Origin of the sequence: Sulfuricella sp. (assembly GCA_041651995.1) — a bacterium.
Classification (GTDB): Bacteria; Pseudomonadota; Gammaproteobacteria; order Burkholderiales; family Sulfuricellaceae; genus Sulfurimicrobium.
In genome coordinates this window covers 1-22,779 of sequence record JBAZID010000018.1, presented here as the reverse complement: position 1 = coordinate 22,779, position 22,779 = coordinate 1, and the positions used below count along the sequence as shown (strand labels likewise).

Below are 22,779 nucleotides of genomic sequence, written 5' to 3'. Positions count from 1 at the left end.
CTACCGGAAGGCTAGCGCGGCGCGACGAGGAAAGGATTTATCACGGTCAAGCGGCTTTCGATAATCTGACCATGCTGCAAGTCTTCCGTGTAAAGGGTGTCGCATCCCGCTACAAGCGCAGTGGCCACGATAAGGCTGTCGTACCAGGAAAATCCGTAGCGCGCCATCAGATCGAGCGCGATATGGATTGTTGTCGGCGTGATGATTTCCACGCGGCACATTGCTTCCAGCGTAGAAACCAGCGTGCGGATATCCGGAACCGGAAGCGCCAAGCGCCGGGCGGCTACGTTGGCCGTTTCGGAAAGTACCTGAGTTGAAATACATGGGTTGCCGGCAAAGAGCGGGGCGGCGAGGGTTGTTTTTGTCGAAGCCGGGCCAAGGGCATAGATAACGACATTGGTATCAATGAATGCCTTAGCGGGCATTCGCCTCTTCCCGGTCGAAGGTGTACCCGCTCACATCAACATTGAAACTGTGGAAAAAAGCTTCGATTTCGTCAACCGTTTTGGGCACGGACAAGGTTATGGGATGCACCTGCCGCTGTTTCAGGAAGGCAATAAAATCGAGCACCTCCGCCTGCTTCTCGGCAGGAAGAGTTTCAGCCTCGCGGGCGATAACATCGCTGTATCCCATGCTCATTCTCCTTGGTGCATTTGGTCATTATAGACCCAGGAAATAATATCCTGCCAGAAAGCTGATTTGCATGAAACTCACCTACCCCTATTGACCCCGCGCCTTTCCAGAGCACCAGGAAGACGCTTTATGGAAGCTCTGATCAAGTGTGCGATGTCATCGCGATAGTCCATCCGTGCCATAACAACCCTCCGCCGATTGCAGTAAACTTCTGCCCAGACAAGGTAAACGGGAAAGAACGTGGCAAAACGAGGACTATCCCTGGCTGGCGTAGGGCTGGCGCTGCTGATGTGGCTGGGCGCGGCCTGCGCAGCGCCCCCCGCTTATCTCACGCTCTCCGCCGGTACCGAGGTTCCGCTGCGCACCTATCCGGCCCGGGGCAATACCCTGCTGCTGTGGTTCGTGTGCGACGAGGGGCACAGCAGCAACGAAGCCCGCACCGCCGGGAAACTCGCTTCCCATGGCTATGAAACCTGGTTTCCGGACATGCTCGACGCCCATTTTCTGCCCATCCTGCCAAGCAGCCTGGAGCAGATCCCAGCGGATGAAATCAGGGAAATCATCGCTCATGCGATCAAATTGAGTGGCAAAAAAATTGTGCTTGTCACTGCCGGCCATGGCGCCACCCCGATCCTGCGCGGCGCCAGGGCCTGGCAGGACGAAGCAACCGCGCAGGGCCGGAGTGCCCTCGCCGGTGCGCTGCTGTTCTATCCCGATCTCTACTCCATCGCCCCTGCGCCCGGCGTGGAAGCACAATATCACCCCATCGTCACCCAGACCCGGCTGCCGCTTTTCATCTACCAGGGACAGTTGTCGCCAGGCCGCTGGTGGCTGGAGCACCTCAAGGTGGAATTCGCCCGTGGCGGCACGAAGGTCGAGAGCAAAATCCTGCCCAGGGTGCGCAGCCACTTTTATGTCCGCCCTGATGCCACGCCAGAGGAAAACGCCATGGCGGAAAAACTGCCGGAACTGGTGCTGGACGCGCTCAACCAACTGGAAATAAAACCATGAAAAAACTGCTTCTCGGCCTGTTTTGCCTTTTTCTGCTCCCGTCCGTTCAAGCCAGCGAACTCAAACCCTGGAAAGGCGCCGCGACGCCGCCTCTGGTCCTGAAGGACATCAACGGCAAGACCCACAAGCTGGAAGATTATCGCGGCAAGGTGGTCATGGTGCAATTCTGGGCCACCTGGTGCCCGCCCTGCCTCAAGGAAATGCCCGCCATGCAGCGCCTGGAAAAGAAAATGGCCGGCAAGCCCTTTGCCATCCTGGCGGTGAACATGGGTGAAACAAACAAGGACGTAAGCGAGTTCGTCAAGAAAATGAACATCAACTTCACGGTACTGATGGACGAGGAAGGCAATGGCGTGGGCGCCTGGAAGGTATTCGTCGCACCGTCCACTTTCCTGGTGGACCCTCAAGGCAATATCCGCCAAACCCTGCAGGGCGGCGCGGAGTGGGATGAGCCGGAATACGTGAAGGCGATCAGCGAACTGCTGCCCGCCAGGTAAAGCCGCAGGAAGTTTCAACCTGATCTGGCTGCCACAGCCAACATCGGATCTTTATCCTTGGGTACAATCGGCCTTTCTGGATTGGACATTCACAGGCAAAAGACATGGAGTTGGCAGCAGCAATCGCAAGGAACGTCGAAACCGCCCTGGCCGAGGACATCGGTGCTGGCGACCTGACTGCCGGGCTCATCCCCGCCGGCGCAACTGCCCGCGCCACGGTCATCAGCCGCGAGGCTGCCGTGCTGTGCGGCTGCGCCTGGTTCGAGGCCTGTTTCCGCCGCCTCGACCCGGAGGTTCAGATTCAATGGCTGGCACAGGACGGCGCCAGCGTGGCGCCGAACCAGACCCTGTGCGATATCGCGGGCAAGGCCCGCGCCCTGCTCTCCGCCGAGCGCCCGGCGCTGAATTTCCTGCAAACCCTGTCGGCCACCGCCAGCGCCACGCGCTGCTATGTGGATGCCATCTCCGGCACTGGCGCGGTGATCATGGACACCCGCAAGACCCTGCCCGGCCTGAGGCTGGCGCAGAAATACGCGGTCAGGGTTGGCGGCGGCGAGAACCAGCGCACCGGGCTGTTCGACGGCATCCTGATCAAGGAAAATCATATCCTCGCCGCGGGCGGCATTGCCGCCGTGCTGGCGCAGGCTCACCGCGCCGCGCCCGCTGGCGTATCCGTGCAGATCGAAGTGGAAAATCAGGATGAGCTCGAACAGGCGCTGGCGGCAGGCGCCAGGCTCATTCTGCTCGACAATTTCAGCCTCGCCGGCATGCGGCAGGCAGTCCTCACCACCGCCAGACGCGCCGCGCTGGAAGCCTCCGGCGGCATCACCCTGGAAAGCGTGCGCGCCATTGCCGAGACAGGCGTGGACCGCATCTCGATCGGCAGCCTGACGAAGGACATCAAGGCCGTCGACCTGTCCATGCGCGTTGTTCTGTAAGCTAAAAACGCTATTGAACCACGGGGCACACGGGGAGCAAGGGGGAAGAACAAGGGTTGGCAGCATGACTATCCATCAGCCAGCCGGTGAGGCGCCGAAAATCCACATGACACACTGGTATTCCCCGTGCTCCCCGTGTACCCCGTGGTTAATTCTGGATAATCAAACATGACCTCATCCTGGATGATCGTCGCCGGCATCCTGTTCAGCGTCATGGGGGTGTTCGTCAAACTTGGTTCGGCGTACTTCTCCAGCGCGGAGCTGGTGTTTTACCGTTCCCTGTTCGGTCTGGTGGTGATCTACCTCATCATCAAGGCACAGGGTTTCCCGATTGCCACGCCGCACTGGAAAATGCACCTGTGGCGCGGCCTGTCCGGCTTCTTCGCCCTGATGCTGTTTTTTTACGCCATCAGCGCCCTGCCGCTGGCCACCGCCATCACGCTCAATTACACCTCGCCGCTGTTCCTGGCCCTGTTCGCCGTGCTCATTCTCAAGGAAAAACCCGGTCTGCTGCTCATTATCGCCACCATCACGGGATTTATCGGCGTAGCGCTGCTGCTGCGCCCCACCCTGCATGCCGACCAGATCACGGCCGGGCTGATGGGCCTGGCCTCCGGCTTTCTTGCCGGCATCGCCTATCTCAATGTCAAGCAGCTGGGCGCGATGGGCGAGCCGGAGTGGCTGGTGGTGTTCTATTTCACCCTGGTTTCGACGCTGGGCGGCGGCCTCTGGATGGCGTTTCACACCTTCCATGCGGTCACGCTGCGCAACCTTCTCCTTCTTGCCGGCATGGGCACCACGGCAACACTGGCGCAGCTCGCCATGACCCGCGCCTACCGCATCGGCAATACGCTGGTGGTCGGCAGCCTGGCCTATGTCACGGTGATTTTCGCCAGCCTTTGGGGCATTCTGCTGTGGGGGGAAATCCTGCCCCTCGGCAGCTGGCTGGGAATTGCCCTGATCGTCCTGAGCGGCGTTATCGTTCTGCGCGCAGCGCCTAAACTGCCTGTTTGACAGGCAAAACAATTTCGACGCACAGGCCGCCAGTGGAACGATTGGAAGCGCGCACCGAACCGCCATGCGCCTCCACGACCCGCCGCGCGATCGCCAGCCCGAGGCCGTGTCCAGCGGTGGATTGCGCGCCCCCACCACGATAAAACGGCTCGAAAATGGCACTCAGCTCCTGTTCTGAAACCCCGGGCCCCTGATCTGAAACAGCAAGCCGCAAGTCGTTCATATTTGCGCCCAGATGAGCTTCCAGCAACACTTTTCCGCCTTCCGGGGTATGCCTCAGCGCATTGCGCACCACATTCTCCAGCGCGCGATGCAGTAATTCGGCCTCGCCCCTGACAATCACCTCGCCGCAACCGGAAAATTCCACCACGCGTCCGCTCGTTTCCGCCTCGAAGCGGGCATCCGCCGCCACACCCGCGAGCAGTTCAGCCACGTTGATCTCCTCCTCCATCGCGCCCATCACGCCGGCTTCAAGACGGGAAAGGGTCAGCAGTTCCCCCACCAGCTTGTCCATGCGCACGCTTTCGCGCTCGATGCGCTCCAGCGAGGACTCCAGCTTTTCCGGCTGCTGGCGCGCCAGGCCAATCGCTGCCTGCAGGCGGGCCAGAGGAGAGCGCAATTCATGTGAAACGTCGTGCAGCAAGCGCCGCTGGCTGTCGATCAGATCGTTCAGGTGGCTGGCCATGCGGTCGAAATTGTGGCCAAGATCGGCCAGTTCGTCGCGACGTTTGCCCATGGCGGGGCCAAGGCGGGTTTCCAGCTTGCCGCCGACCATGCTCTCGAAAGCCGAACGCAGGCTGCGAATCGGCTTCGAGAAATACCAGGCCAGCAATGCCGCAAAAACCAGGCTGGCCAGCAGCGTCGCAATCAGCGGCACGATGGGGACAAAAGGATATCCCGGACGAGGTGGTCCGGGCGGATGTGGGTGCTTGCCAGGAGGAGGCAGACGGCCTTCCGGCCAAAATTCCGGGCTGGCGGGCTGGCCCTGGTCCAGGCTCACCAGCCTTTCATTCTCAGCGCGGTGAGCCAGCCAGAAAGTAGCACTGGTCGCCAGAATGGCCGACAACTGCGCCAGCCAGATAAAAAAGAAGAATTTCCAGAACAGCCGGCCCATCTCTACTCCTTTATCAGCTGGTAGCCCAGACGGTACACGGTCTGGATGCAGGAGCGGCCATCCGCCAGCGTGCCCAGCTTGTGGCGGATGCTGCTCAGATGCACGTCGATGCTGCGGTCGAAGCGGGCCAGCGGGCGCCCCAGCCCCTGTTCGGAGAGGGTATTTTTGCTGACTGTCCGGCCAGCCTCGCGGGTCAGCACCTCCAGCAGGTTGAATTCCGTGCTGGTCAGATCCAGCGTTTCCCCTGCCCACTCGACACGGCGCTGCCCCGGCCATAAGCTCAAAGCCCCGACCGTCAACAGGACGGGTTCGTTTTCAGCCTGAGCGCCCTGGGTGCGTCGCAGGATGGCGCGAATACGGGCCGTCAGTTCCCGTGGCGTGCAGGGTTTGGGCACGTAATCATCGGCACCGAGTTCGAGCCCGACGATGCGATCCGTATCGTCGCCCCGTGCGGTGAGCATGATCACCGGCATGGTGCTTTTCAGGCGGATGCGCCGCAAGGCTTCAACGCCGCCCATACGCGGCATCATCACATCCAGCACCGCAATCGCATACTGGCCGGACAAGGCTTCCGAGACGCCCGCCTCGCCGTCATGAACCGCCGTCACGTCGAACCCTTCCTGCTCCAGGTACTCCTTGAGCATCTCGACCAGCTCGATATCATCATCCACCAGCAAAATCTTGGACATTGCAATGCGCATCGCCATAGAAAGGAATGCAGCGATGATAGCGAAGCACCGCCACCGGGGACAGTACCAGGCAGCCGGATTTACATTAATTTACGCTCACCGGCAAAAATTGCCGCCCGTCCTCCCCGGCCGGAAAAATCTCGCAATCCAGGCATTTTTCCAAGACATTCCGCCAAATCCGCCCCGAAAATCCGGAAAGTCTTAACACAACTTTACCTCGCTTTACACCAACCGGCGCCAAGTCTGGGCTAATCTGGCCGATATATTGCATGGAAGCGTTGTGCGAGGGCCGTTAAGCGCACCCCGCGCAATTTTTACAACTGGCAAAACAAAGGAGTTAATCATGGTAAGCAGTATTGGCAATAGCTCGGTTGCATCAATGATGCAGCGCCCCGATCCGTCACAAATGGCAAGCAAGATGTTTTCGAAACTGGACAGCAAGAACCAGGGCTATATCGAAAAAAGCGATTTGCAATCCGCCTTCGACCAGATTTCGGGTTCCGGCAACTCGGCCAGTGTCGACGAGGTCTTCAAGAAACTGGACGGCGATGGCGACGGCAAAATCACCGAACAGGAGATGTCCGACAGCCTGACCAAGATGGCGGAGCAACTCGACAGCCAGTTCAACAGCATGCGCATGAGCGGAAAAGGTGGCATGGGTGGCATGGGTGGCATGGGTGGCATGGGTGGCATGGGTGGCATGGGTGGCATGGGTGGCATGGGTGGCATGGGTGGCATGGGTGGCATGGGTGGCAGCGAAGGCCTCACCCAGGATCAGCTCACCAGCATGGCAAATGAAACAGGCTCTGAGAATAGCGCCCTGACGAATCTGATCAGCAATTTCGACGAGGCGGATTCGAATGGGGATGGAAAAGTCAGCGCACAGGAAGCCATTGCCTACAATCAGTCCACCCAGGCAGGTGGCGCATCCGGCAGCGCAAGCAGCGAGGAACAGGTGATGATGAACATCATGCAGCTGGTGAGAGCCTATGGCGACACAAGCCAGGATTCGAGCCAGGATTCCACGACAGGAACCCTGTCCGTTTCGGCATAAATCCCTCTCTCCACCAGCAAAGGCCGGGAAACTCCGGCCTTTTTTTCGCCCTCTTAAAATCATGGTGCGATACCCGCATCATCGACGCAGTTGATTTCCAGAATTTAGTAGACTAGACTGTCCAGTCCATATTAACTTAAACCTAAAAACCTCAGTTCGATAACCACGGAGGACACGGAGAACACGGAGAAGCGGGGTAGGCAGGGATGGGCGACTTGTCGCCCAACTCGCAAAGGCAGTTTGCGGTCATTTAAGGCCTCACCCAACGGGTGATTGCCAAACATCATGCAATCTATTGTTTTTACTCCGTGTTCTCCGTGGTTAACTGCTTTTTATAGGTTAAAAGGAAAACCATGTCCCCTGCCGAGGACAGCGTCGCCAGCGAAACCCGCACCCGCCTGATCCATGCGGCCAGGGAAGCCTTCATGGAAGAAGGTTACCGGGCCAGCGTGGATGGCATCGCAGCCCGCGCCGGGGTGGCAAAACAGACGCTGTACAACCATTTCCCGAGCAAGGATGAACTGTTCAGCGAGTCAGCCGGTCTGATTTCAGATGCCATCGCAGTTTCCCTGGATGGCCAGACGGATGACGTGCGCACCACCCTGCTCCGCTTTGGCACGACCTTCCGCCAGAAGGTACATGGCGCCGAGGGGCTGGCCATGTTTCGCACCCTCATGGCCGAAGCGGCCCGCTTCCCTTCCCTGGCCCAGGCGTACTTCGACAAGGGCCCGGAACTGACCGCCGCACGGCTGGCGGATTTTATTGGCCGGGCCATGGCAACCGGCAAGCTGCGCCAGGACGACCCGCGCTTTGCCGCCGAGATGCTGCTGGGCATGCTCAACAACATCGACCATTTTCGCCGCATCAGCGGCAACACCCCGCTGCCTGAAGCTATGGAAGAATCACGAATCGGTAAAATTGTGGATTGCTTTCTGCGCGCTTATGATCCAAATCAATAACTGATCAGGTGAAATTAATTTAAACATGGAGTCGCTCTCAACAGATTACACAGGAATGTAGGTTGGGTTAGGCGCGGCTTTTTTGCGCCGTAACCCAACAAACCCAAGATTCCTTCAACAAAAAGTTTTTGAAATTCAGGTTTGTTGGGTTACGCGATAAAGCTGCTAACCCAACCTACATAAAGGCTTATGACTGTGCCGTTTATTACGCTAACAAGGAACCGAACATGAACCGAAATATTCTGCTGATGCTCCTGCTGACGGTCGCGCTTGCGGGCTGCGGTAAGGGGGGCGGCCAAAAGCCCGCCGCTGGCCCCGGCGGTCCGGCCATGCCGCCGCCGGAAGTCGATGTCATCACCGTCACGCCGGGTTCGGCCACCCTCACCCAGGAGCTGCCGGGCCGCTTGCAGGCCTTTCGCACCGCGCAGGTGCGGGCGCAGGTGGATGGCATTCTGGAAAAGCGCCTGTTTGCCGAAGGCACCGACGTCAAGGAAGGCGCCACCCTGTTTCGCATCGACCCGCGCAATTACCAGGCGTCTTTCGATGCGGCCAGGGCGGACCTGGCGGTCGCCCGCCTGACTCTGGAGCGCTACCGGCCGCTGCTCGAAATCAAGGCGGTGAGCCAGCAGGAAGCCGATCTGGCCGAGGCAAAAGTGAAACAGGCCGAAGTGGCGCTGACACGCGCCCGCATCGACCAGGAGAACACCGCCGTGCCTGCGCCGATTTCCGGCCGCATCGGCCGCGCCCTGGCGACCGAGGGAGCGCTGGTGAGCAGGGGCGACGCGACCCATCTCGCCACCATCGAACAGGTTGACCCCATCTACGCCAACTTTACCCAGCCCGGCGCCGATCTGCTGCGGCTCAGGCAGGCCGTGAAGGCGGGCAAGCTCAAGATGGCTGAACAGGCCAGGGTGGAAATAGTGCTGGAAGACGGCAGCCTCTATCCGCAACCGGGCAAGCTGATGTTCTCGGACCTTGCGGTCGATCCGGCCACCGGCAGCGTTTCCCTGCGCGCCGTGTTTCCCAACCCCGGGCATGAACTGCTTCCCGGCGCCTTCGTGCGCATCCGCTTCCCGGAAGCCCTGCTCGACCAGGCTATCCGGGTGCCGCAACGCGCCGTGCTGCCGAGTCCGCAGGGACAGATCGTCATGATCGTGGACAGCGAAGGCAAGGCGGCGCCCAGGCCGGTGAAAACCGGCGGCATGAGCGGCGGCGATTTCGTCATCGCCGAAGGCCTGAAGGGCGGTGAGCAGGTGATCGTCAACGGCCTGCAGAAGGCGCGTCCCGGCACAGCGGTCAAAGCCGTGCCGCTACCGGCTGGGCAAAATAAATAAGCTGGAAAAACAAGTTAACCACGGAGTTCACGGAGAACACGGAGTAAAAACAAAGAACCGGGTGAGTCAGTTTAAGAGGCACAGGATCATCATCCTCCGTGCCCTCCGTGTTCTCCGTGGTTAATAACTGTAGGTTTTAAGGGTAAAAGGTTCGCCATGTTCGCCAAATTCTTCATCGACCGTCCGGTCTTCGCCTGGGTCATCGCCCTGGCGATCATGCTCGCCGGCGGCCTCGCCATCAGGGGGCTGCCGCTGTCCCAGTATCCGGCGGTCGCCCCTCCTTCCATCGCCTTCAACATCGTCTATCCGGGCGCCTCGGCCAAGGTGGTCGAGGATACGGTCACCACCCTGATCGAGCAGGAGATGAACGGCATCGAACACCTGCTCTACATGGAGTCGGCCTCGGAACTGGGCACGGGCACGGTGACCCTGACCTTCGAGCCCGGCACCAATATCGACATCGCCTCGGTGGAAGCGCAGAACCGCTACAAACGCATTGAGGCACGCCTGCCCGACGACGTGCGGCGGGTCGGGGTATCGGTCACCAAACCCTCGCGCAACTACGTGATGTTCGTCGCCCTGCACTCGCCGGACAACAGCCTGAAGGCCGTCGATCTCGGCAGTTTCGCCGCTGCCAGCGTGCTTGACCCGCTGCGGCGCGTCAAGGGCGTGGGCGAGGCGCTCCTGTTCGGCACCGAGTATTCGATGCGCCTCTGGCTCCAGCCGGAGAAGCTCCAGGCCTACAACCTTTCACCCGCCGACGTGACCCGCGCGGTGCGCGCCCAGAACGTGGAACTCGCCACCGGCGAACTGGGACAGGCGCCGGCAGCAGCAGGCCAGCAACTGAACGCGGTAATCGTCACGCGCAGCCGGTTGTCGACGCCCGAGGAGTTCGGCAATATTCTCATCCGCACCCAGCCTGACGGCTCCGCCCTGCGGGTGAAGGACGTTGCCAGGGTGGAACTCGGTTCGCAGGACTACAACATCTTCGCCCGCCTCAACGGACAGCCGACCGCAGCCATCGCCATCCGCGTCGCGCCCAACGGCAATGCGCTGGATGTGGTCAAGGCAGTGCGCGCCAAAATGACCGAGATGGCGCCCTACTTTCCCAAGGGCGTGACCTGGGACGTGCCCTACGACACCTCCCGCTTCGTCGACATTTCCATCAAGGAAGTGTTGCTGACCCTGGCGGAGGCGGTGGTGCTGGTGTTCCTGGTGATGTTTCTGTTCCTGGAGAATTTCCGCGCCACCCTGATTCCCACCATCGTCGTGCCGGTCGCCCTGACCGGCGCGCTTGCCGGGCTCTATGTCTTCGGCTACTCGATCAACGTGCTCACCCTGTTCGCCATGGTGCTGGCCATCGGCATCGTGGTGGATGACGCCATCGTGGTGGTGGAGGCCGTGGAGCGCATCATGCGTTCGGAAGGGCTGGCGCCCCGGGAAGCTGCGCGCAAGGCGATGGACCAGATCTTCAACGCCATCATCGGCATCACCCTGGTGCTGTCGGCGGTGTTCGCGCCGATGATCTTCTTTGGCGGTTCGGTCGGCGTCATCTACCGCCAGTTCGCCGTCACCCTGATCCTCACCATGCTGTTCTCTGCCCTGATGGCGCTGACGCTGACGCCGGCCCTGTGCGCGACGCTGCTCAAGCATGAACCGGGCAAGGAATATCGCCCCAGCACGGGCTTCTTCGGCTGGTTCAACCGCTTCTTCGACCGCACCACGCTGGGCTATCAATCCTGGGTTGCGCGCGCGATCGGAAAAACCGGGCGCTACCTGGTGCTTTACGCCGCCATCATCGGCGCCACCGGCTGGCTGTTCATGAACCTGCCCGGCAGTTTCCTGCCCGACGAGGACCAGGGCTACTTCATCAACATGGTGCAACTGCCGCCGGGCGCCTCGCAGGAGCGCACCATCGAGGTGCTCAAGCAAGTCGAGCAGTATTACCTCAAACAGCCGGAAGTGGCCAAGGTCGTTGGCGTGGTCGGCTTCTCCTTTTTCGGTCGCGGCCAGAACGCCGCCCTCGCTTTCGTGCGGCTCAAGGACTGGGACGAGCGCAAGGGCCCGGAGCATTCCTCCACCGCGCTGGTGCAGCGCGCCAACATGGCGTTTTTCCAGATCAAGCAGGCGATGATTTTTGCCGTTAATCCGCCGCCTATTCCGGAACTTGCCTCCACCGGCGGCTTCGACTTCCGCCTGCAGGACCGCGCCGGTCTTGGCCGTGAGAAGCTATTGGAGGCGCGCAACATGGCGCTGGGGATGGCCGGGCAGGACCCGAACCTGGCCGGGGTGCGGCCGGAAGGTCAGGAGGCCGGGCCGCAGCTGCTGCTCGACATCGACCGGCGCAAGGCTGAATCCCTCGGCGTTTCCATTGCCGACCTCAACGAAACCCTGCAATCCACCCTGGGGGTCGCCTACATCAACGACTTCGAGCGCCAGGGCCGGATCCTGCGCGTGCAGATGCAGGCCGAGGCGGATTTGCGCACCACGCCGGAGATGCTCCTGCGCCTGTCGGTCAGGAACAAGGCCGGGGGAATGGTGCCGCTGGCCGAACTGGTCACGCCGCGCTGGATCGTCGGTTCGCCCAAACTGGACCGCTTCAACGGCCTGCCCGCCATGAAAATCGCCGGCATGCCCGCACCCGGCCACAGCACCGGCGAGGCAATGCAGACCATGGAGGAACTGGCCAAAAAGCTGCCGCCGGGTTCAGGCTTCGAATGGGCAGGCACCTCTTTCGAGGAAAAGCTCTCCGGCAGCCAGGCGCCCTTCCTGTTCGCCCTGTCGCTGCTGGTGGTTTTCCTCGCGCTGGCCGCGCTGTATGAAAGCTGGTCGATTCCCTTTGCCGTGCTTCTGGTAGTGCCGCTCGGCATCTTCGGCGCAACCCTGGCGGTGACCTTGCGCGAATTGCCCAACGACGTCTATTTCAAGGTCGGCCTCATCGCCATCATTGGATTGTCCAGCAAGAACGCCATTCTGATCATCGAATTCGCCCGCGACCTGCAGGAGAAAGGCATGGGGCTGGTCGAGGCCACCCTGGAAGCCTGCCGCCTGCGTTTCAGGCCGATCCTGATGACCTCATTCGCCTTCATCCTCGGCGTGCTGCCGCTGGCGATTTCAACCGGGGCCGGGGCCAACAGCCGCCATGCCATCGGCACCGGCGTCATCGGCGGCATGCTCGCGGCCACCTTCCTGGCGATATTCCTGGTGCCGGTGTTTTTCGTCGTGGTACGGAAAATCTTCCCCGGCCATGCCCGTGTTCATCAGGAGAACGACCATGCGTAAGTCTTCAATTATTGATGCTTCATTTTCCTGCCCACCCCCGGCGGCTTCCTGGTCAGGGGGAGAACCTGCGGAGGAGGCGGTGGGCAATACTTCCGAATATACACACACCCCTCTCCCCTTGCGGGAGAGGGGGCGGGGGAGAGGGGGCGCAGGCGGGAATGCCGGAAAATCGACCGCGTCCCCCTCTCCCCAGCCCTCTCCCGCAAGGGGAGAGGGGGTAAAAACGAAGGTGGCGGGCTGCATGCTCCTCGGCGCCCTTCTCACCGGCTGCTCCCTGACCCCATACTACCAGCGCCCCGAAGCCCCGGTGGCCGCGCAATGGCCGCAAGCCGCCCCGGCCGAAGGCACGCGCCAGTCCGACGCGCTCGATTGGCGCAGCTTCTTTCCCGATCCGCGCCTGCAAGCCCTGATCGCGGCGGCGCTCGACCACAACCGTGACATGCGCATCGCCGTCGCGCGGGTCGAGGAAGCCCGCGCCCAGTTCGGCATCGTGCGCGCCGACCGTTTCCCCGGCGTGGATGCGGCGGCAAGCGGCACGGCGGCGCGCACCCCGGGCGACCTCGCTTCCAGCGGCAACGCCGTCATCAGCCGCCGCTACGACGTGGGACTTTCGCTGCTGTCTTTCGAGCTGGATTTCTGGGGCCGGGTGAAGAGCCTCAACCAGGCGGCGCTGGCCAGCTATCTTGCCAGTGATGAGGCACGGCGCGCCCTGCGACTCTCGCTGATTGCCGATGTCGCCAACGCCTATCTGACCTTGTTGGAAATGGATGAGCGTACGGCCCTGACGCGCGAAACGCTCAAGACACGCGAGGAAACCCGCATGATGATCGCCCGCCGGCGCGATGTCGGGCTGGCTGGCGACCTCGACTTCCTCGCGACGGATGGCGCCCTGGAAGCGGCGCGCGCGGAGCTTGCCAGCCTGGAGCGCCAGCGCGCCGCCGCCGCGAATGCGCTCGACCTGCTGGTCGGCCAGCAGCCGGCTGCCTTGCCGGAGGGGCGCACGCTGGCGGCGCAGGACATCGTTCCCGATCTGGCAGCGGGCCTGCCGGCGGAAGTGCTGCTCAAGCGCCCCGACGTGCTGGCGGCGGAGCAAAACCTGATCGCCGCCAACGCCAATATCGGTGCCGCGCGCGCCGCCTTCCTGCCACGCATTTCCCTGACCGCCGGCCTGGGCACGGCGAGCAGCGCGCTCTCCGGCCTGTTCGAGAGCGGCAGCGGCGCCTGGAATTTCCAGCCGTCGTTGCGCCTGCCGCTGTTCGACGCGGGCCGCAGCGCCGCCGGGGTGGACCTCGCCGAGGCCCGCAAGGTCATCGCCGTGGCCGAATACGAGAAGACCATCCAGCAAGCTTTCCGCGAAGTGGCCGATCTCCTCGCCGCCCGCGCCTATCTGGCCGAACAACTGCGCGCGCAGCAAGCCGCGGAAAAGGCCCAGAGCGAGCGCCTGCGCCTGGCGGAAGCCCGCTACAAGGCAGGCATCTCCAGCCACCTCGAAGTGCTGGATGCGCAGCGCGAATCCTTTTCCGCCCAGCAAGCCACGGTACAGACCCGGCGCGCCCGGCTCGCCGCCGCCGCCCAGCTTTACAAGGCGCTGGGCGGCGGGGGGTGACTTTACTCATCTTTACACGGCGCTAACCCCGATTTACGGACGCTTCTGTCAGACTTTCATGCACAGATAAACAGGCAAAAACAGTCATGAACCTAGAAAAAGCAGTTAACCACGGAGTTCACGGAGAACACGGAGTAAAAACAATAGATAGCATGATATTTGGCATTCACCCGTTGGGTGAGACTATGAATTTCTGCAAACTGCCTTTCTCCGTGCCCTCCGTGGTTATCGAACCGAGGGTTTAAGGATGAAAATACACGCGGGCCTTGTCCTGCCAGCCATCCTTCTAGCCGCTCTGGGCGGCTGCGCCGCCGTCGGGCCTGACTATGCCGAGCCCGCACTGCCGGTTCCGGCGAACTGGAACAATGCCCCGGCACAGGCCGCTGCGGCGCAGGACCTCTCCCGCTGGTGGTTGCAGCTCGGCGACCCGCTCCTGTCCGGCCTCATCGAGCAGTCACTCCAGGCCAGCCCCGATCTTCGCAGCGCGCAGGCAAAGCTGCGCGAGGCACGCGCCCGGCGCGGGCTTGCCGGCGCAAACCAGTTTCCTACCGTCACTGCCTCCGTATCCGAAAGCCGCAGCAAATCCAGCGCCGCAACCGGCACCGGCCTGACGCGCGAGCTGTACAGCGCGGGCTTCGACGCGGGCTGGGAGCCGGACATCTTCGGCGGCACCCGGCGCGCGCTGGAGGCGGCCCAGGCCGATCTGGAAGGCAGCGAGGCCAGCCTGCACGGCACCCGGGTTTCGCTGCTGGCGGAAGTGGCTCTCAACTACGTGGAATTGCGCGCCTACCAGGCGCGGCTTGCCATCGCCCAATCCAATCTGGCGAGCCAGAGCGAAACCCTGGAGCTGACCGGATGGCGCACGCAGGCCGGGCTGACCAGTTCGCTTGACGTGGAGCAGGCACGCACCAACCGGGAACAGACGCGTGCCCAGATCCCCAGCCTGGAATCCGGACTCGCCCAGGCGGAGCACCGCCTCGCCATCCTCCTCGGGCAGGCGCCGGGCGCGCTGCACGACAAACTGGCAGCGCCCGCCCCGATTCCGGCGGCGCCGGACAATGTCGCCATCGGCATCCCCGCCGACACCCTGCGCCAGCGCCCGGATGTGCGCGTCGCGGAACGCAAGCTGGCGGCGGAAACCGCCCGCATCGGGGAGGCGACGGCGGCCCTCTATCCCGGCTTCCAGCTCTCGGGCTCGATCGGCTGGGAGGCGCTGAGCTTCGGCACGCTGGGCGGCAGCGACAGCCTCACCCGCTCCCTGCTCGGCAGCGTCGCCGCCACCCTGTTCGACGGCGGCCGCATCCGCCAGCGCATCGCAATCCAGAACGCCATCCAGGAACAGGCCCTGGTCAGCTACGAAAAAACCGTGCTCGGCGCCCTGGAAGAGGTGGAAAACGCGCTGGTATCCCTCGCCAGCAGCCGCAGGCGCGAACAGGCCCTGCGCGAGGCCGCGGATGCGGCGCATAACGCCGTGCTCATGGCGCGCCAGCGCTATTCAAGCGGGATTATTGATTTCCAGAAAGTGCTCGACACCGAGCGCACCCTGCTCACGGTTCAGGACAGCCTGAAAACCACGCAGGCGGAAAGCATTTCCGCCCTGATCCGGCTCTACAAGGCACTCGGCGGCGGCTGGCAGGCCGTTGCCAGTGAAACAGACCAACCCATTCAGCAAGGCAGCACATCATGAACAACACTTCCACCGATGAAAAAGACCCGCTGGCCAAAATCGTCGCGGCGGAAAAATCGGCGCGCTTTCTGGGCCTCTCCGGCCGCGTCTGGCTGATCACCGTCCTGGTCCTGCTCATGGCGGGCGGGGCCTTTTACCTGCGTGCCCGCAGCACTGCTTCAGCCCCCCAATATCTCAGCGAGGAAGCAGTGCGCGGCAATCTCACCGTCACGGTATCGGCCACCGGCAACCTGCAGCCCACCAACCAAGTGGACGTGGGCAGCGAGCTTTCCGGCACCATCGAAGCAGTCCTGGTGGACGACAACGACCGGGTGCAGAAGGGCCAGCTCCTCGCCCGGCTCGACCTGTCCAAGCTCAACGACCAGGTCGCCAAATCCGGAGCCGCGCTGGTCTCCACCGAAGCCCAGGTGGAACAGATGCGGGCGACCGTCGCGGAATCCCGCGCCAACCTGGCACGATTGCGCCAGGTGGCCGAGCTCTCCGGCGGCAAGGTGCCGTCAAAAACCGAGCTCGATACGGCGCAGGCCGTCCTTGACCGGGCCGTCGCCAGCGAGGCGAGCGCCCGCGCCGCGGTGACACAGGCGCAGGCAACGCTCAAATCCGACCGGACCAACCTGGCCAAGGCCTCGATCCGCTCGCCCATCGACGGCGTGGTGCTGGCGCGCAAGGTGGAGCCGGGGCAGACCGTCGCCGCTTCCCTCCAGGCGCCGGTGCTGTTCACCCTGGCCGAAAACCTGGCGCAGATGGAGCTCCAGGTGGACGTGGACGAAGCCGACGTGGGCCAGGTGCGCGCGGGCCAGTCCGCCACCTTCAACGTGGATGCCTACGCGGGACGAAAATATCCGGCGACAATCACCCGCGTCGGCTATGGCTCGCAGACCAAGGACGGGGTGGTGTCCTACAAGACCATCCTCAAGGTGGGCAACGACGACCTCAGCCTGCGTCCTGGCATGACGGCCACCTCGGAGATCACCACCACCCGGCGCGAAAACGTGCTGCTGGTGCCGAATGCCGCGCTGCGCTTCACTCCGCCCAAGCAATCCGGCAATGGCAATAAAAAGAACGGCAGTTTTGTTTCCAGCCTGCTTCCCAAGCCGCCCGACAGCGCTTCGGCAAAACCGGCTGCGGCAATGAGCGGCACGCAGCAGGTGTGGGTGCTGCGCGCCGGCCAGCCCGTGGCCGTGCCGGTCAGCGTGGGGGTAAGCAACGGGCGCCAGACCGAAGTGACCGGAGGCGAACTGAAGCCGGGCATGCAGGTCATCACCGAAAGCGTGGCCGCACAGAAATGAGTGGCGACAACACAGCCGCCCCGCTCATCGAACTGAGCGCCATCACCAAGACCTACGGTCAGGGCCAGGTTGCGTTCCAGGCCCTGAGCGGCATCGATCTGGCGATCCAGGAAGGCGAGTTCGTCGCCATCATGGGGCCGAGCGGGTCGGGCAAATCCACGGCGATGAACATCCTCGGCTGCCTCGACACCCCCAGCAGCGGCGCCTACCGCTTTCGCGGCGTCCATGTGGAGGAGCTGGGCCGCAACCAGCGCGCCCTGCTGCGGCGCAATTACCTCGGCTTCGTGTTTCAGGGCTTCAACCTGCTGGCGCGCACCTCGGCCCAGGAGAACGTGGAACTGCCCCTGCTCTATCGCGGCGAAAGCGCGGCGGCACGCCATGCGGCGGCCAGGGCCGCGCTGGCATCCGTCGGCCTGAAAGGCTGGGAGCACCATACCCAGGCCGAGCTTTCCGGCGGCCAGCAACAACGGGTCGCCGTCGCCCGCGCCATCGTCACCAAACCGGCCGTCCTGCTGGCGGACGAGCCCACCGGAAACCTGGACAGCAAGACCAGCCGCGAAATCATGGAACTGCTGACCGCGCTCAACCGCGACCAGGGCATCACCATCCTGATGGTGACCCATGAGCCGGAAATGGCTCAGTATGCCCATCGCATCGTGCGTTTCGTGGACGGCCGGGTGGACAGCGACACTCGCAACGGGGGAAATATTTAATGCTGTGGAACACGCTCCTGCTGGCCCTGCGCGAAATCCGGCGCAACCTGATGCGCTCCTTTCTCACCATCCTCGGCATCGTCATCGGCGTCAGCGCGGTGATCACCATGGTGACCCTGGGCAACGGCGCCACCAAGGTGGTGTCGGACCAGATATCCAGCCTCGGCAGCAACCTGCTGATGGTGCGCCCCGGCAAGCGGCTCGGGCCGGGGCGGGATTCCGCCGGCGCCCCCAGCTTCAAGATCGCCGATGCCGATGCCATTCGCGCCCAAATCAGCGGCCTGGATGCCGTAGCGCCAGCCGTCAGCCGCAGCGTAACCGTGGTTTACGGCACCAGGAACTGGTCCACCACTATCAACGGCAGCACCAACGCCTACTTCCAGACCGGCAACTGGAAACTGGCCGCCGGGCGCGTGTTCAGCGAAGCCGAGGAGCGCGCAGGCAAATCCGTGTGCGTCATCGGCGAGACCGTGCGGCGCGAGCTGTTCGGCAACCAGAACCCGCTCGGCAACGAGATCCGCATCAAGCAGTTCTCCTGCGAGATCATCGGCCTGCTGGCTTCGAAAGGCCAGGGCGCGATGGGCATGGATCAGGACGACACGGTGATCATGCCCCTGCGCACCGTGCAGCGGCGCCTCACCGGCAACCAGGACGTGAGCACGCTGATGATTTCGGTGAAGGCCAGCGCCTCCACGGCGAAAGTGATCGAGCAGATCAACCTGCTGATGCGCGAACGGCGCAAGATTTCGGACAACGAGGAGGACGATTTCAACGTTCTCGACACCAAGCAGATCGCCGAAACCCTTTCCGGCACCATCCGCATCATGACCGGCCTGCTCGGCGCCGTGGCGGCGGTGAGCCTGCTGGTGGGCGGCATCGGCATCATGAACATCATGCTGGTGTCGGTGACCGAACGCACCCGCGAGATCGGCATCCGGCTCGCTATCGGCGCGCTGGAGCGGGAAGTGCTGCTGCAATTCCTGATCGAAGCGGTAGCGCTGTCCTCCTTCGGCGGTCTGGTCGGCGTCGCGCTGGCCACCCTGGCCTCGATCGGGCTGGCGCAGCTGATGCAGGTGCCCTTCCTCTTCAACCCCGGCATCAACCTGCTGTCCTTCCTTTTTTCAGCCGCCATCGGGGTGATTTTCGGCTATTTTCCGGCACAGCGAGCAGCCCGGCTCGACCCGATAGAAGCGCTGCGGCACGAATAACGTATAAAATACTTTCCGCCTTGCATGGCCTGTGCTTTGAGCCATTTAGGCCGTTTTTGGGTTCATCAAGGCGAAATGCATCGGAGGAGTTACGCCATGAGCGGCGACGAAAAAAAACTGATCCACAACAGCACTGCCGAGTTTCTGATCTTTACCGGTCAGGCAGGTGAGCAGAGCATCGAAGCCCGCTACGAAGACGAAACCGTCTGGCTGACGCAGAAGCTGATGGCCGAGCTTTTTGCTGTCGATGTCCGTACGGTCAGCGAGCACCTGAAGAACATCTTTGGCAGCGGAGAGTTGGCCGAAGATTCAGTTGTCCGGAAATTCCGGAATACTGCCGCCGACGGAAAAAGCTACCTGACACAGTTCTACAACCTCGACACCATCATCTCGGTAGGCTACCGAGTTAACTCGGTGCGTGCTACCCAGTTCCGGCAATGGGCCACCCGGGTGCTGCGCGAGTTCGCCATCAAAGGCTATGTGCTGGACAAGCAGCGCATGGAAAACGGCAGCTTTCTGGGCGAGGACTATTTCGAACGCCTGCTGGCCGAAATCCGCGAGATTCGCCTTTCCGAGCGCAAGTTCTACCAGAAGATCACCGACATCTACGCCACGGCGGTTGATTACAACCGGGATGCTCCGACGACCAAGGCCTTCTTCGCCAAGGTGCAGAATAAGCTGCATTACGCCATCCACGGCCACACGGCGGCCGAATTGATCGTGCAGCGTGCCGACAGCAACAAGCCGCATATGGGCATAACCTCATGGGAGCGTGCGCCAGACGGCAAGATACTGAAGGCCGACGTGGCCGTCGCCAAGAACTACCTCGATAAAGATGAGCTGGAATCCCTCGGTCGCATCGTCAACGCATATCTCGACCTGGCCGAAGACCGTGCCCAGCGCAAGATCCCGATGACCATGGAAGACTGGGCCAAACGGCTGGATGCCTTTCTGGAGTTCACCGACCGTGAGGTCTTGCGCGATGGCGGCAAGGTGACCTCTGAAATGGCCAAAGCCCACGCAGAAAGCGAGTTCGAAAAATACCGCATCGTGCAGGACCGGCTATTTGAAAGTGATTTCGACAGGGTGATCAAGCAGGCCGATGCTGAGCGTAAGCCCGGTAACAATGATGAATAACGCGACCCGTACAGTGACCGGTCACACTGCGACTTGCCATCGATCAGCCCTCATTGGCAGGACCGGGGTTTCCGCGATTGGGTGACGTTGATCGAGTTGCTTCACGATGCATGGCTGGCAACGTGTGAGAGCGATCCTGAGCGCGCCACCCGGATCGCGTCGGGTTGGTTCGACTCACCATATTCGACGTTCAATCCTTTACTCATCTTTACACGGCGCTAACCCCGATTTACGGACGCTTCGGTCAGAATTTCATGCAACAGGCTAGGGCCTGCCAATGATCCAATTCAGCCAGGAGTCCAAAATGAACAAACGCACACTGATCCATTTCATGCTCGCCAGCAGCGTCGCGCTGGGCCTGCCCCTCGCCGCCGGCGCCCGTCCCATGATGGGCGGCCCGGAGGGATGCGGCAGCCCGATGCAGATGATGGGCGAGCGCGGCATGCCCGGCGGGGAACATCTGCCGCCTTTCCTGCGCGACCTGAAGCTGAGCGAGGCCCAGCGCGACAGGATTTTTGACCTGATGCAGGCCCAGGCGCCCGCCATGCGCAAGCAGGCCAAGGCCATGCGCAAGTCGCAGATGGAACTGCGCCAGCTCGGCATGTCAGACGAATACAGCGAAGCCAGAGCCAAGGCGCTCGCCGACGCCAACGCCCAGGCCATGGCAAGAATGGGGCAGCTGCAAGCCAGCGCCAGCCACCAGGTTTACCTGCTGCTGACGCCGGAGCAGCGCAAACGGATGGAAGAGCTGCAGGCGCGCCAGCAGCCGCTGGACATGCCGTAAAACTCTCCACCAATTGAAGAGGCGCATTCATGAAGACATGAAAATTCATGTCGAATGAATACGCCGCAACGTACTCCCCCTCAATCCCCCTGTCAGAATTTCACCTCACTACACAGGAGCAGTTTCATGAACACTTCCACTCAAGCCCGTGGAATCCGTGTCTGGGCCATTTCACTGGCCGCTGCCGGGTTCGGCCAGCTGACCATCAGGAAAGGCGGCGCGGTGCTGTTCGGCGACGAGGCGGCACGCGCCGCGGCGGCAGCGCTCTGTCTCGGCCTGGCATTGGCCGCCGGTGCAGGCCCGTCGCTGGCCTCTTCCACCACTACAGCCCCGATGACGCTTGGCGCGGCCCCGCAATCCAGGCCGGATTTTTCCGGCCAGTGGGTGCTCAACGCCAAGGCCAGCGATGACCCGCAGGAAAAAATCAGGGAAGCCATGAAAACGCTGCAACAAGCCAAAGGCGGCGGACCCGGCATGGGCGGAGGGGGACGTGGCGGTGGCATGGGTGGCGGTGGCATGGGTGGCGGTGGCATGGGTGGCGGTGGCATGGGTGGCGGTGGCATGGGTGGCGGCATGAGTGGCGGACGCCAGGGGCGCGGATCGCCGGACGCCATGGGCGGGCGCGGCGAGAAGCCGTCCGGGGAACTGTCAGCACTGATGGTCACTGCGGAAAAACTCGACATCAGCCATGAGGATCCGATGCTGCTGATCACCGACGAGAACGGTCAGCGCCAGCGCCTTTTCACCGATTTTCGCGGCGCCAGCGTTTCCGCCAGCGGCGGCCTGCAGCAGCGGGTGAGCATTGCGGGCTGGGAGAACGCCGCGCTGGTGGTCGAATCCACAATGCCCGGCGGTTCAAGGCGGGTTCAGAACTACCAGATCGACGCCAGCACCGGCCAGCTCATGATCATTACGGCGGTCAGCCTGCCGGAAAAACAAGCGGTCTCCTACCAGCTTGTTTACGACCGGGTGAAGCCCGGAACAAACACCGTACAATAGTCAATTTCCCGAGCAGCAGCGGCCCCCCCCCAATTCGGAGACACCCATGCAAGACCTGCAAGAAACCTGGATCGCCATACAGCTCGGCGGAATGATCATGCTGCCGCTATCGCTGCTGGCGGTCATCGCCCTGGCCATCATGCTGGAGAAAGCCTTCATCTACTGGCGTTACGCCCGCCTGCCGCTTGACCTGCTCAGGCTGGCCGAGACTTACGGCTTTGCCTGGGAGGAGCTGGAGAAGCGGCTTTACGGCCTGCATGAGCGCCATTATTTCAGGCGCTTTTTCGAGGTGGTGATTGCCAACCGGCGCCACCCCGCCTGGTGGACCGAATCGCGGGCGGCGGACGAAGCCCAGCTGATCGAAACCGCCCTGGCCCGCCGGCTGTGGGTGCTGGAAACCATCGTCACCGCTGCGCCCCTGCTCGGGCTGATGGGCACCATCGGCGGAATGATGGATGCCTTCAAGATCATCGGCGGCAGCGGGGTCGTGAACCCCACCGGGGTGACCGGCGGCGTGGCCCAGGCGCTGATTGCAACCGCCATCGGTCTGCTGATCGCGCTGGTTGCCCTGTTCGGCTTCAATTACTTCTCGCGCGTGCAATCCCAGACCATGGATGAAATGGAGCGCCTCGGCACGCGCCTGATCGACCACATCCGCCTCGACCAGGGTAACGCCCATGAAGCTGCGTAAACCCCGGGCGTACCGCAAGGGGCGCATCGAAATCATCCCGATGATCGACGTGATGTTCTTCCTGCTGGCGACCTTCATGCTGTCCTCGCTGGCGATGCAGAATCTTGACTCGCTACAGGTGAACCTGCCGCAGGGAAAAG

At 62.4% G+C, this 22,779-nt stretch carries 22 protein-coding genes; 18 read left to right on the top strand and 4 right to left on the bottom strand.

The features are described 5' to 3' along the window. Nucleotides 1–11: 11 nt before the first annotated feature. Nucleotides 12–425, bottom strand: coding sequence for a PIN domain-containing protein (locus WC392_14555; protein MFA5243585.1), 414 nt, complete (start codon nt 423–425; stop codon nt 12–14). Next, nucleotides 415–633, bottom strand: coding sequence for a hypothetical protein (locus WC392_14550; protein ID MFA5243584.1), 219 nt, complete (start codon nt 631–633; stop codon nt 415–417). The genes WC392_14555 and WC392_14550 overlap by 11 nt, the downstream gene beginning before the upstream one ends. Before the next feature lie 240 nt (nt 634–873). Between WC392_14550 and WC392_14545 the strand changes: the two genes are divergently transcribed. The 4 genes from WC392_14545 (at nt 874) to WC392_14530 (ending at nt 4,093) form a co-directional block, all read left to right on the top strand. Further along, nucleotides 874–1,644: a hypothetical protein gene (locus WC392_14545; GenBank protein MFA5243583.1), complete on the top strand. Its 771-nt coding sequence runs from the start codon at nt 874–876 to the stop codon at nt 1,642–1,644. Then, entirely contained in the window at nt 1,641–2,141 is a 501-nt protein-coding gene (locus tag WC392_14540; protein MFA5243582.1) for a TlpA disulfide reductase family protein, read from the top strand. Before WC392_14545 ends, WC392_14540 begins: the two co-directional genes overlap by 4 nt. 104 nt (nt 2,142–2,245) lie before the next feature. Continuing rightward, nucleotides 2,246–3,079, top strand: a complete 834-nt coding sequence (gene nadC / locus WC392_14535) for a carboxylating nicotinate-nucleotide diphosphorylase (protein ID MFA5243581.1) — start codon at nt 2,246–2,248, stop codon at nt 3,077–3,079. Between the two features lie 168 nt (nt 3,080–3,247). Beyond that, a complete protein-coding gene (locus WC392_14530; protein MFA5243580.1) occupies nt 3,248–4,093 on the top strand; it encodes a DMT family transporter in 846 nt (281 codons plus the stop codon). On the opposite strand, the gene WC392_14525 is transcribed toward WC392_14530, so the two are convergent. Both WC392_14525 and WC392_14520 read right to left on the bottom strand, forming a co-directional pair. Then, a complete protein-coding gene (locus WC392_14525) occupies nt 4,077–5,207 on the bottom strand; it encodes an ATP-binding protein (protein MFA5243579.1) in 1,131 nt (376 codons plus the stop codon). The genes WC392_14530 and WC392_14525 overlap by 17 nt on opposite strands. Before the next feature lie 2 nt (nt 5,208–5,209). Further along, on the bottom strand, nt 5,210–5,896 hold the full coding sequence (locus WC392_14520; GenBank protein MFA5243578.1) for a response regulator transcription factor: 687 nt from the start codon (nt 5,894–5,896) through the stop codon (nt 5,210–5,212). Between the two features lie 343 nt (nt 5,897–6,239). On the opposite strand from WC392_14520, the gene WC392_14515 reads away from it, so the two are divergent. The 14 genes from WC392_14515 to WC392_14450 form a co-directional block, all read left to right on the top strand. Next, entirely contained in the window at nt 6,240–6,950 is a 711-nt protein-coding gene (locus tag WC392_14515) for an EF-hand domain-containing protein (GenBank protein ID MFA5243577.1), read from the top strand. 353 nt (nt 6,951–7,303) lie between these two features. Further along, the gene (locus WC392_14510) at nt 7,304–7,909 is read left to right on the top strand and encodes a TetR/AcrR family transcriptional regulator (GenBank protein MFA5243576.1); all 606 of its coding nucleotides are present in this window, start codon (nt 7,304–7,306) and stop codon (nt 7,907–7,909) included. A gap of 227 nt (nt 7,910–8,136) precedes the next feature. Beyond that, a complete protein-coding gene (locus tag WC392_14505; protein MFA5243575.1) occupies nt 8,137–9,243 on the top strand; it encodes an efflux RND transporter periplasmic adaptor subunit in 1,107 nt (368 codons plus the stop codon). Nucleotides 9,244–9,399: 156 nt separating this feature from the next. Further along, entirely contained in the window at nt 9,400–12,525 is a 3,126-nt protein-coding gene (locus WC392_14500; protein MFA5243574.1) for an efflux RND transporter permease subunit, read from the top strand. After that, a complete protein-coding gene (locus tag WC392_14495) occupies nt 12,518–14,131 on the top strand; it encodes an efflux transporter outer membrane subunit (GenBank protein ID MFA5243573.1) in 1,614 nt (537 codons plus the stop codon). The genes WC392_14500 and WC392_14495 overlap by 8 nt, the downstream gene beginning before the upstream one ends. Nucleotides 14,132–14,378: 247 nt before the next feature. Continuing rightward, complete coding sequence (locus WC392_14490; protein MFA5243572.1) at nt 14,379–15,818, top strand: efflux transporter outer membrane subunit; 1,440 nt, start codon at nt 14,379–14,381, stop codon at nt 15,816–15,818. Beyond that, nucleotides 15,815–17,107: an efflux RND transporter periplasmic adaptor subunit gene (locus tag WC392_14485; GenBank protein MFA5243571.1), complete on the top strand. Its 1,293-nt coding sequence runs from the start codon at nt 15,815–15,817 to the stop codon at nt 17,105–17,107. Before WC392_14490 ends, WC392_14485 begins: the two co-directional genes overlap by 4 nt. After that, the gene (locus WC392_14480; protein ID MFA5243570.1) at nt 17,104–17,820 is read left to right on the top strand and encodes an ABC transporter ATP-binding protein; all 717 of its coding nucleotides are present in this window, start codon (nt 17,104–17,106) and stop codon (nt 17,818–17,820) included. Before WC392_14485 ends, WC392_14480 begins: the two co-directional genes overlap by 4 nt. After that, nucleotides 17,820–19,028, top strand: a complete 1,209-nt coding sequence (locus tag WC392_14475) for an ABC transporter permease (protein MFA5243569.1) — start codon at nt 17,820–17,822, stop codon at nt 19,026–19,028. The genes WC392_14480 and WC392_14475 overlap by 1 nt, the downstream gene beginning before the upstream one ends. Nucleotides 19,029–19,124: 96 nt before the next feature. Beyond that, the gene (locus WC392_14470; protein MFA5243568.1) at nt 19,125–20,165 is read left to right on the top strand and encodes a virulence RhuM family protein; all 1,041 of its coding nucleotides are present in this window, start codon (nt 19,125–19,127) and stop codon (nt 20,163–20,165) included. Nucleotides 20,166–20,469: 304 nt separating this feature from the next. After that, complete coding sequence (locus tag WC392_14465) at nt 20,470–20,949, top strand: Spy/CpxP family protein refolding chaperone (protein MFA5243567.1); 480 nt, start codon at nt 20,470–20,472, stop codon at nt 20,947–20,949. Between the two features lie 126 nt (nt 20,950–21,075). Then, entirely contained in the window at nt 21,076–21,948 is an 873-nt protein-coding gene (locus WC392_14460; GenBank protein ID MFA5243566.1) for a hypothetical protein, read from the top strand. Nucleotides 21,949–21,994: 46 nt separating this feature from the next. After that, entirely contained in the window at nt 21,995–22,639 is a 645-nt protein-coding gene (locus tag WC392_14455) for a MotA/TolQ/ExbB proton channel family protein (protein ID MFA5243565.1), read from the top strand. Then, on the top strand, nt 22,626–22,779 hold a 154-nt coding region (locus WC392_14450), incomplete at its 3' end, for a biopolymer transporter ExbD (GenBank protein MFA5243564.1). The genes WC392_14455 and WC392_14450, both read left to right, overlap by 14 nt.

Bases quoted from the DNA above. Each gene is read 5' to 3' on its own strand.
- WC392_14465 (MFA5243567.1), top strand. From the start codon at position 20,470: ATGAACAAACGCACACTGATCCATTTCATGCTCGCCAGCAGCGTCGCG.
- WC392_14460 (MFA5243566.1), top strand. From the start codon at position 21,076: ATGAACACTTCCACTCAAGCCCGTGGAATCCGTGTCTGGGCCATTTCA.
- WC392_14520 (MFA5243578.1), bottom strand. From the start codon at position 5,896: ATGTCCAAGATTTTGCTGGTGGATGATGATATCGAGCTGGTCGAGATG.
- WC392_14530 (MFA5243580.1), top strand. From the start codon at position 3,248: ATGACCTCATCCTGGATGATCGTCGCCGGCATCCTGTTCAGCGTCATG.
- WC392_14550 (MFA5243584.1), bottom strand. From the start codon at position 633: ATGGGATACAGCGATGTTATCGCCCGCGAGGCTGAAACTCTTCCTGCC.
- WC392_14485 (MFA5243571.1), top strand. From the start codon at position 15,815: ATGAACAACACTTCCACCGATGAAAAAGACCCGCTGGCCAAAATCGTC.
- WC392_14525 (MFA5243579.1), bottom strand. From the start codon at position 5,207: ATGGGCCGGCTGTTCTGGAAATTCTTCTTTTTTATCTGGCTGGCGCAG.
- WC392_14505 (MFA5243575.1), top strand. From the start codon at position 8,137: ATGAACCGAAATATTCTGCTGATGCTCCTGCTGACGGTCGCGCTTGCG.
- WC392_14470 (MFA5243568.1), top strand. From the start codon at position 19,125: ATGAGCGGCGACGAAAAAAAACTGATCCACAACAGCACTGCCGAGTTT.
- WC392_14490 (MFA5243572.1), top strand. From the start codon at position 14,379: ATGAAAATACACGCGGGCCTTGTCCTGCCAGCCATCCTTCTAGCCGCT.
- WC392_14510 (MFA5243576.1), top strand. From the start codon at position 7,304: ATGTCCCCTGCCGAGGACAGCGTCGCCAGCGAAACCCGCACCCGCCTG.
- nadC (MFA5243581.1), top strand. From the start codon at position 2,246: ATGGAGTTGGCAGCAGCAATCGCAAGGAACGTCGAAACCGCCCTGGCC.
- WC392_14495 (MFA5243573.1), top strand. From the start codon at position 12,518: ATGCGTAAGTCTTCAATTATTGATGCTTCATTTTCCTGCCCACCCCCG.
- WC392_14555 (MFA5243585.1), bottom strand. From the start codon at position 425: ATGCCCGCTAAGGCATTCATTGATACCAATGTCGTTATCTATGCCCTT.
- WC392_14455 (MFA5243565.1), top strand. From the start codon at position 21,995: ATGCAAGACCTGCAAGAAACCTGGATCGCCATACAGCTCGGCGGAATG.
- WC392_14500 (MFA5243574.1), top strand. From the start codon at position 9,400: ATGTTCGCCAAATTCTTCATCGACCGTCCGGTCTTCGCCTGGGTCATC.
- WC392_14475 (MFA5243569.1), top strand. From the start codon at position 17,820: ATGCTGTGGAACACGCTCCTGCTGGCCCTGCGCGAAATCCGGCGCAAC.
- WC392_14480 (MFA5243570.1), top strand. From the start codon at position 17,104: ATGAGTGGCGACAACACAGCCGCCCCGCTCATCGAACTGAGCGCCATC.
- WC392_14540 (MFA5243582.1), top strand. From the start codon at position 1,641: ATGAAAAAACTGCTTCTCGGCCTGTTTTGCCTTTTTCTGCTCCCGTCC.
- WC392_14515 (MFA5243577.1), top strand. From the start codon at position 6,240: ATGGTAAGCAGTATTGGCAATAGCTCGGTTGCATCAATGATGCAGCGC.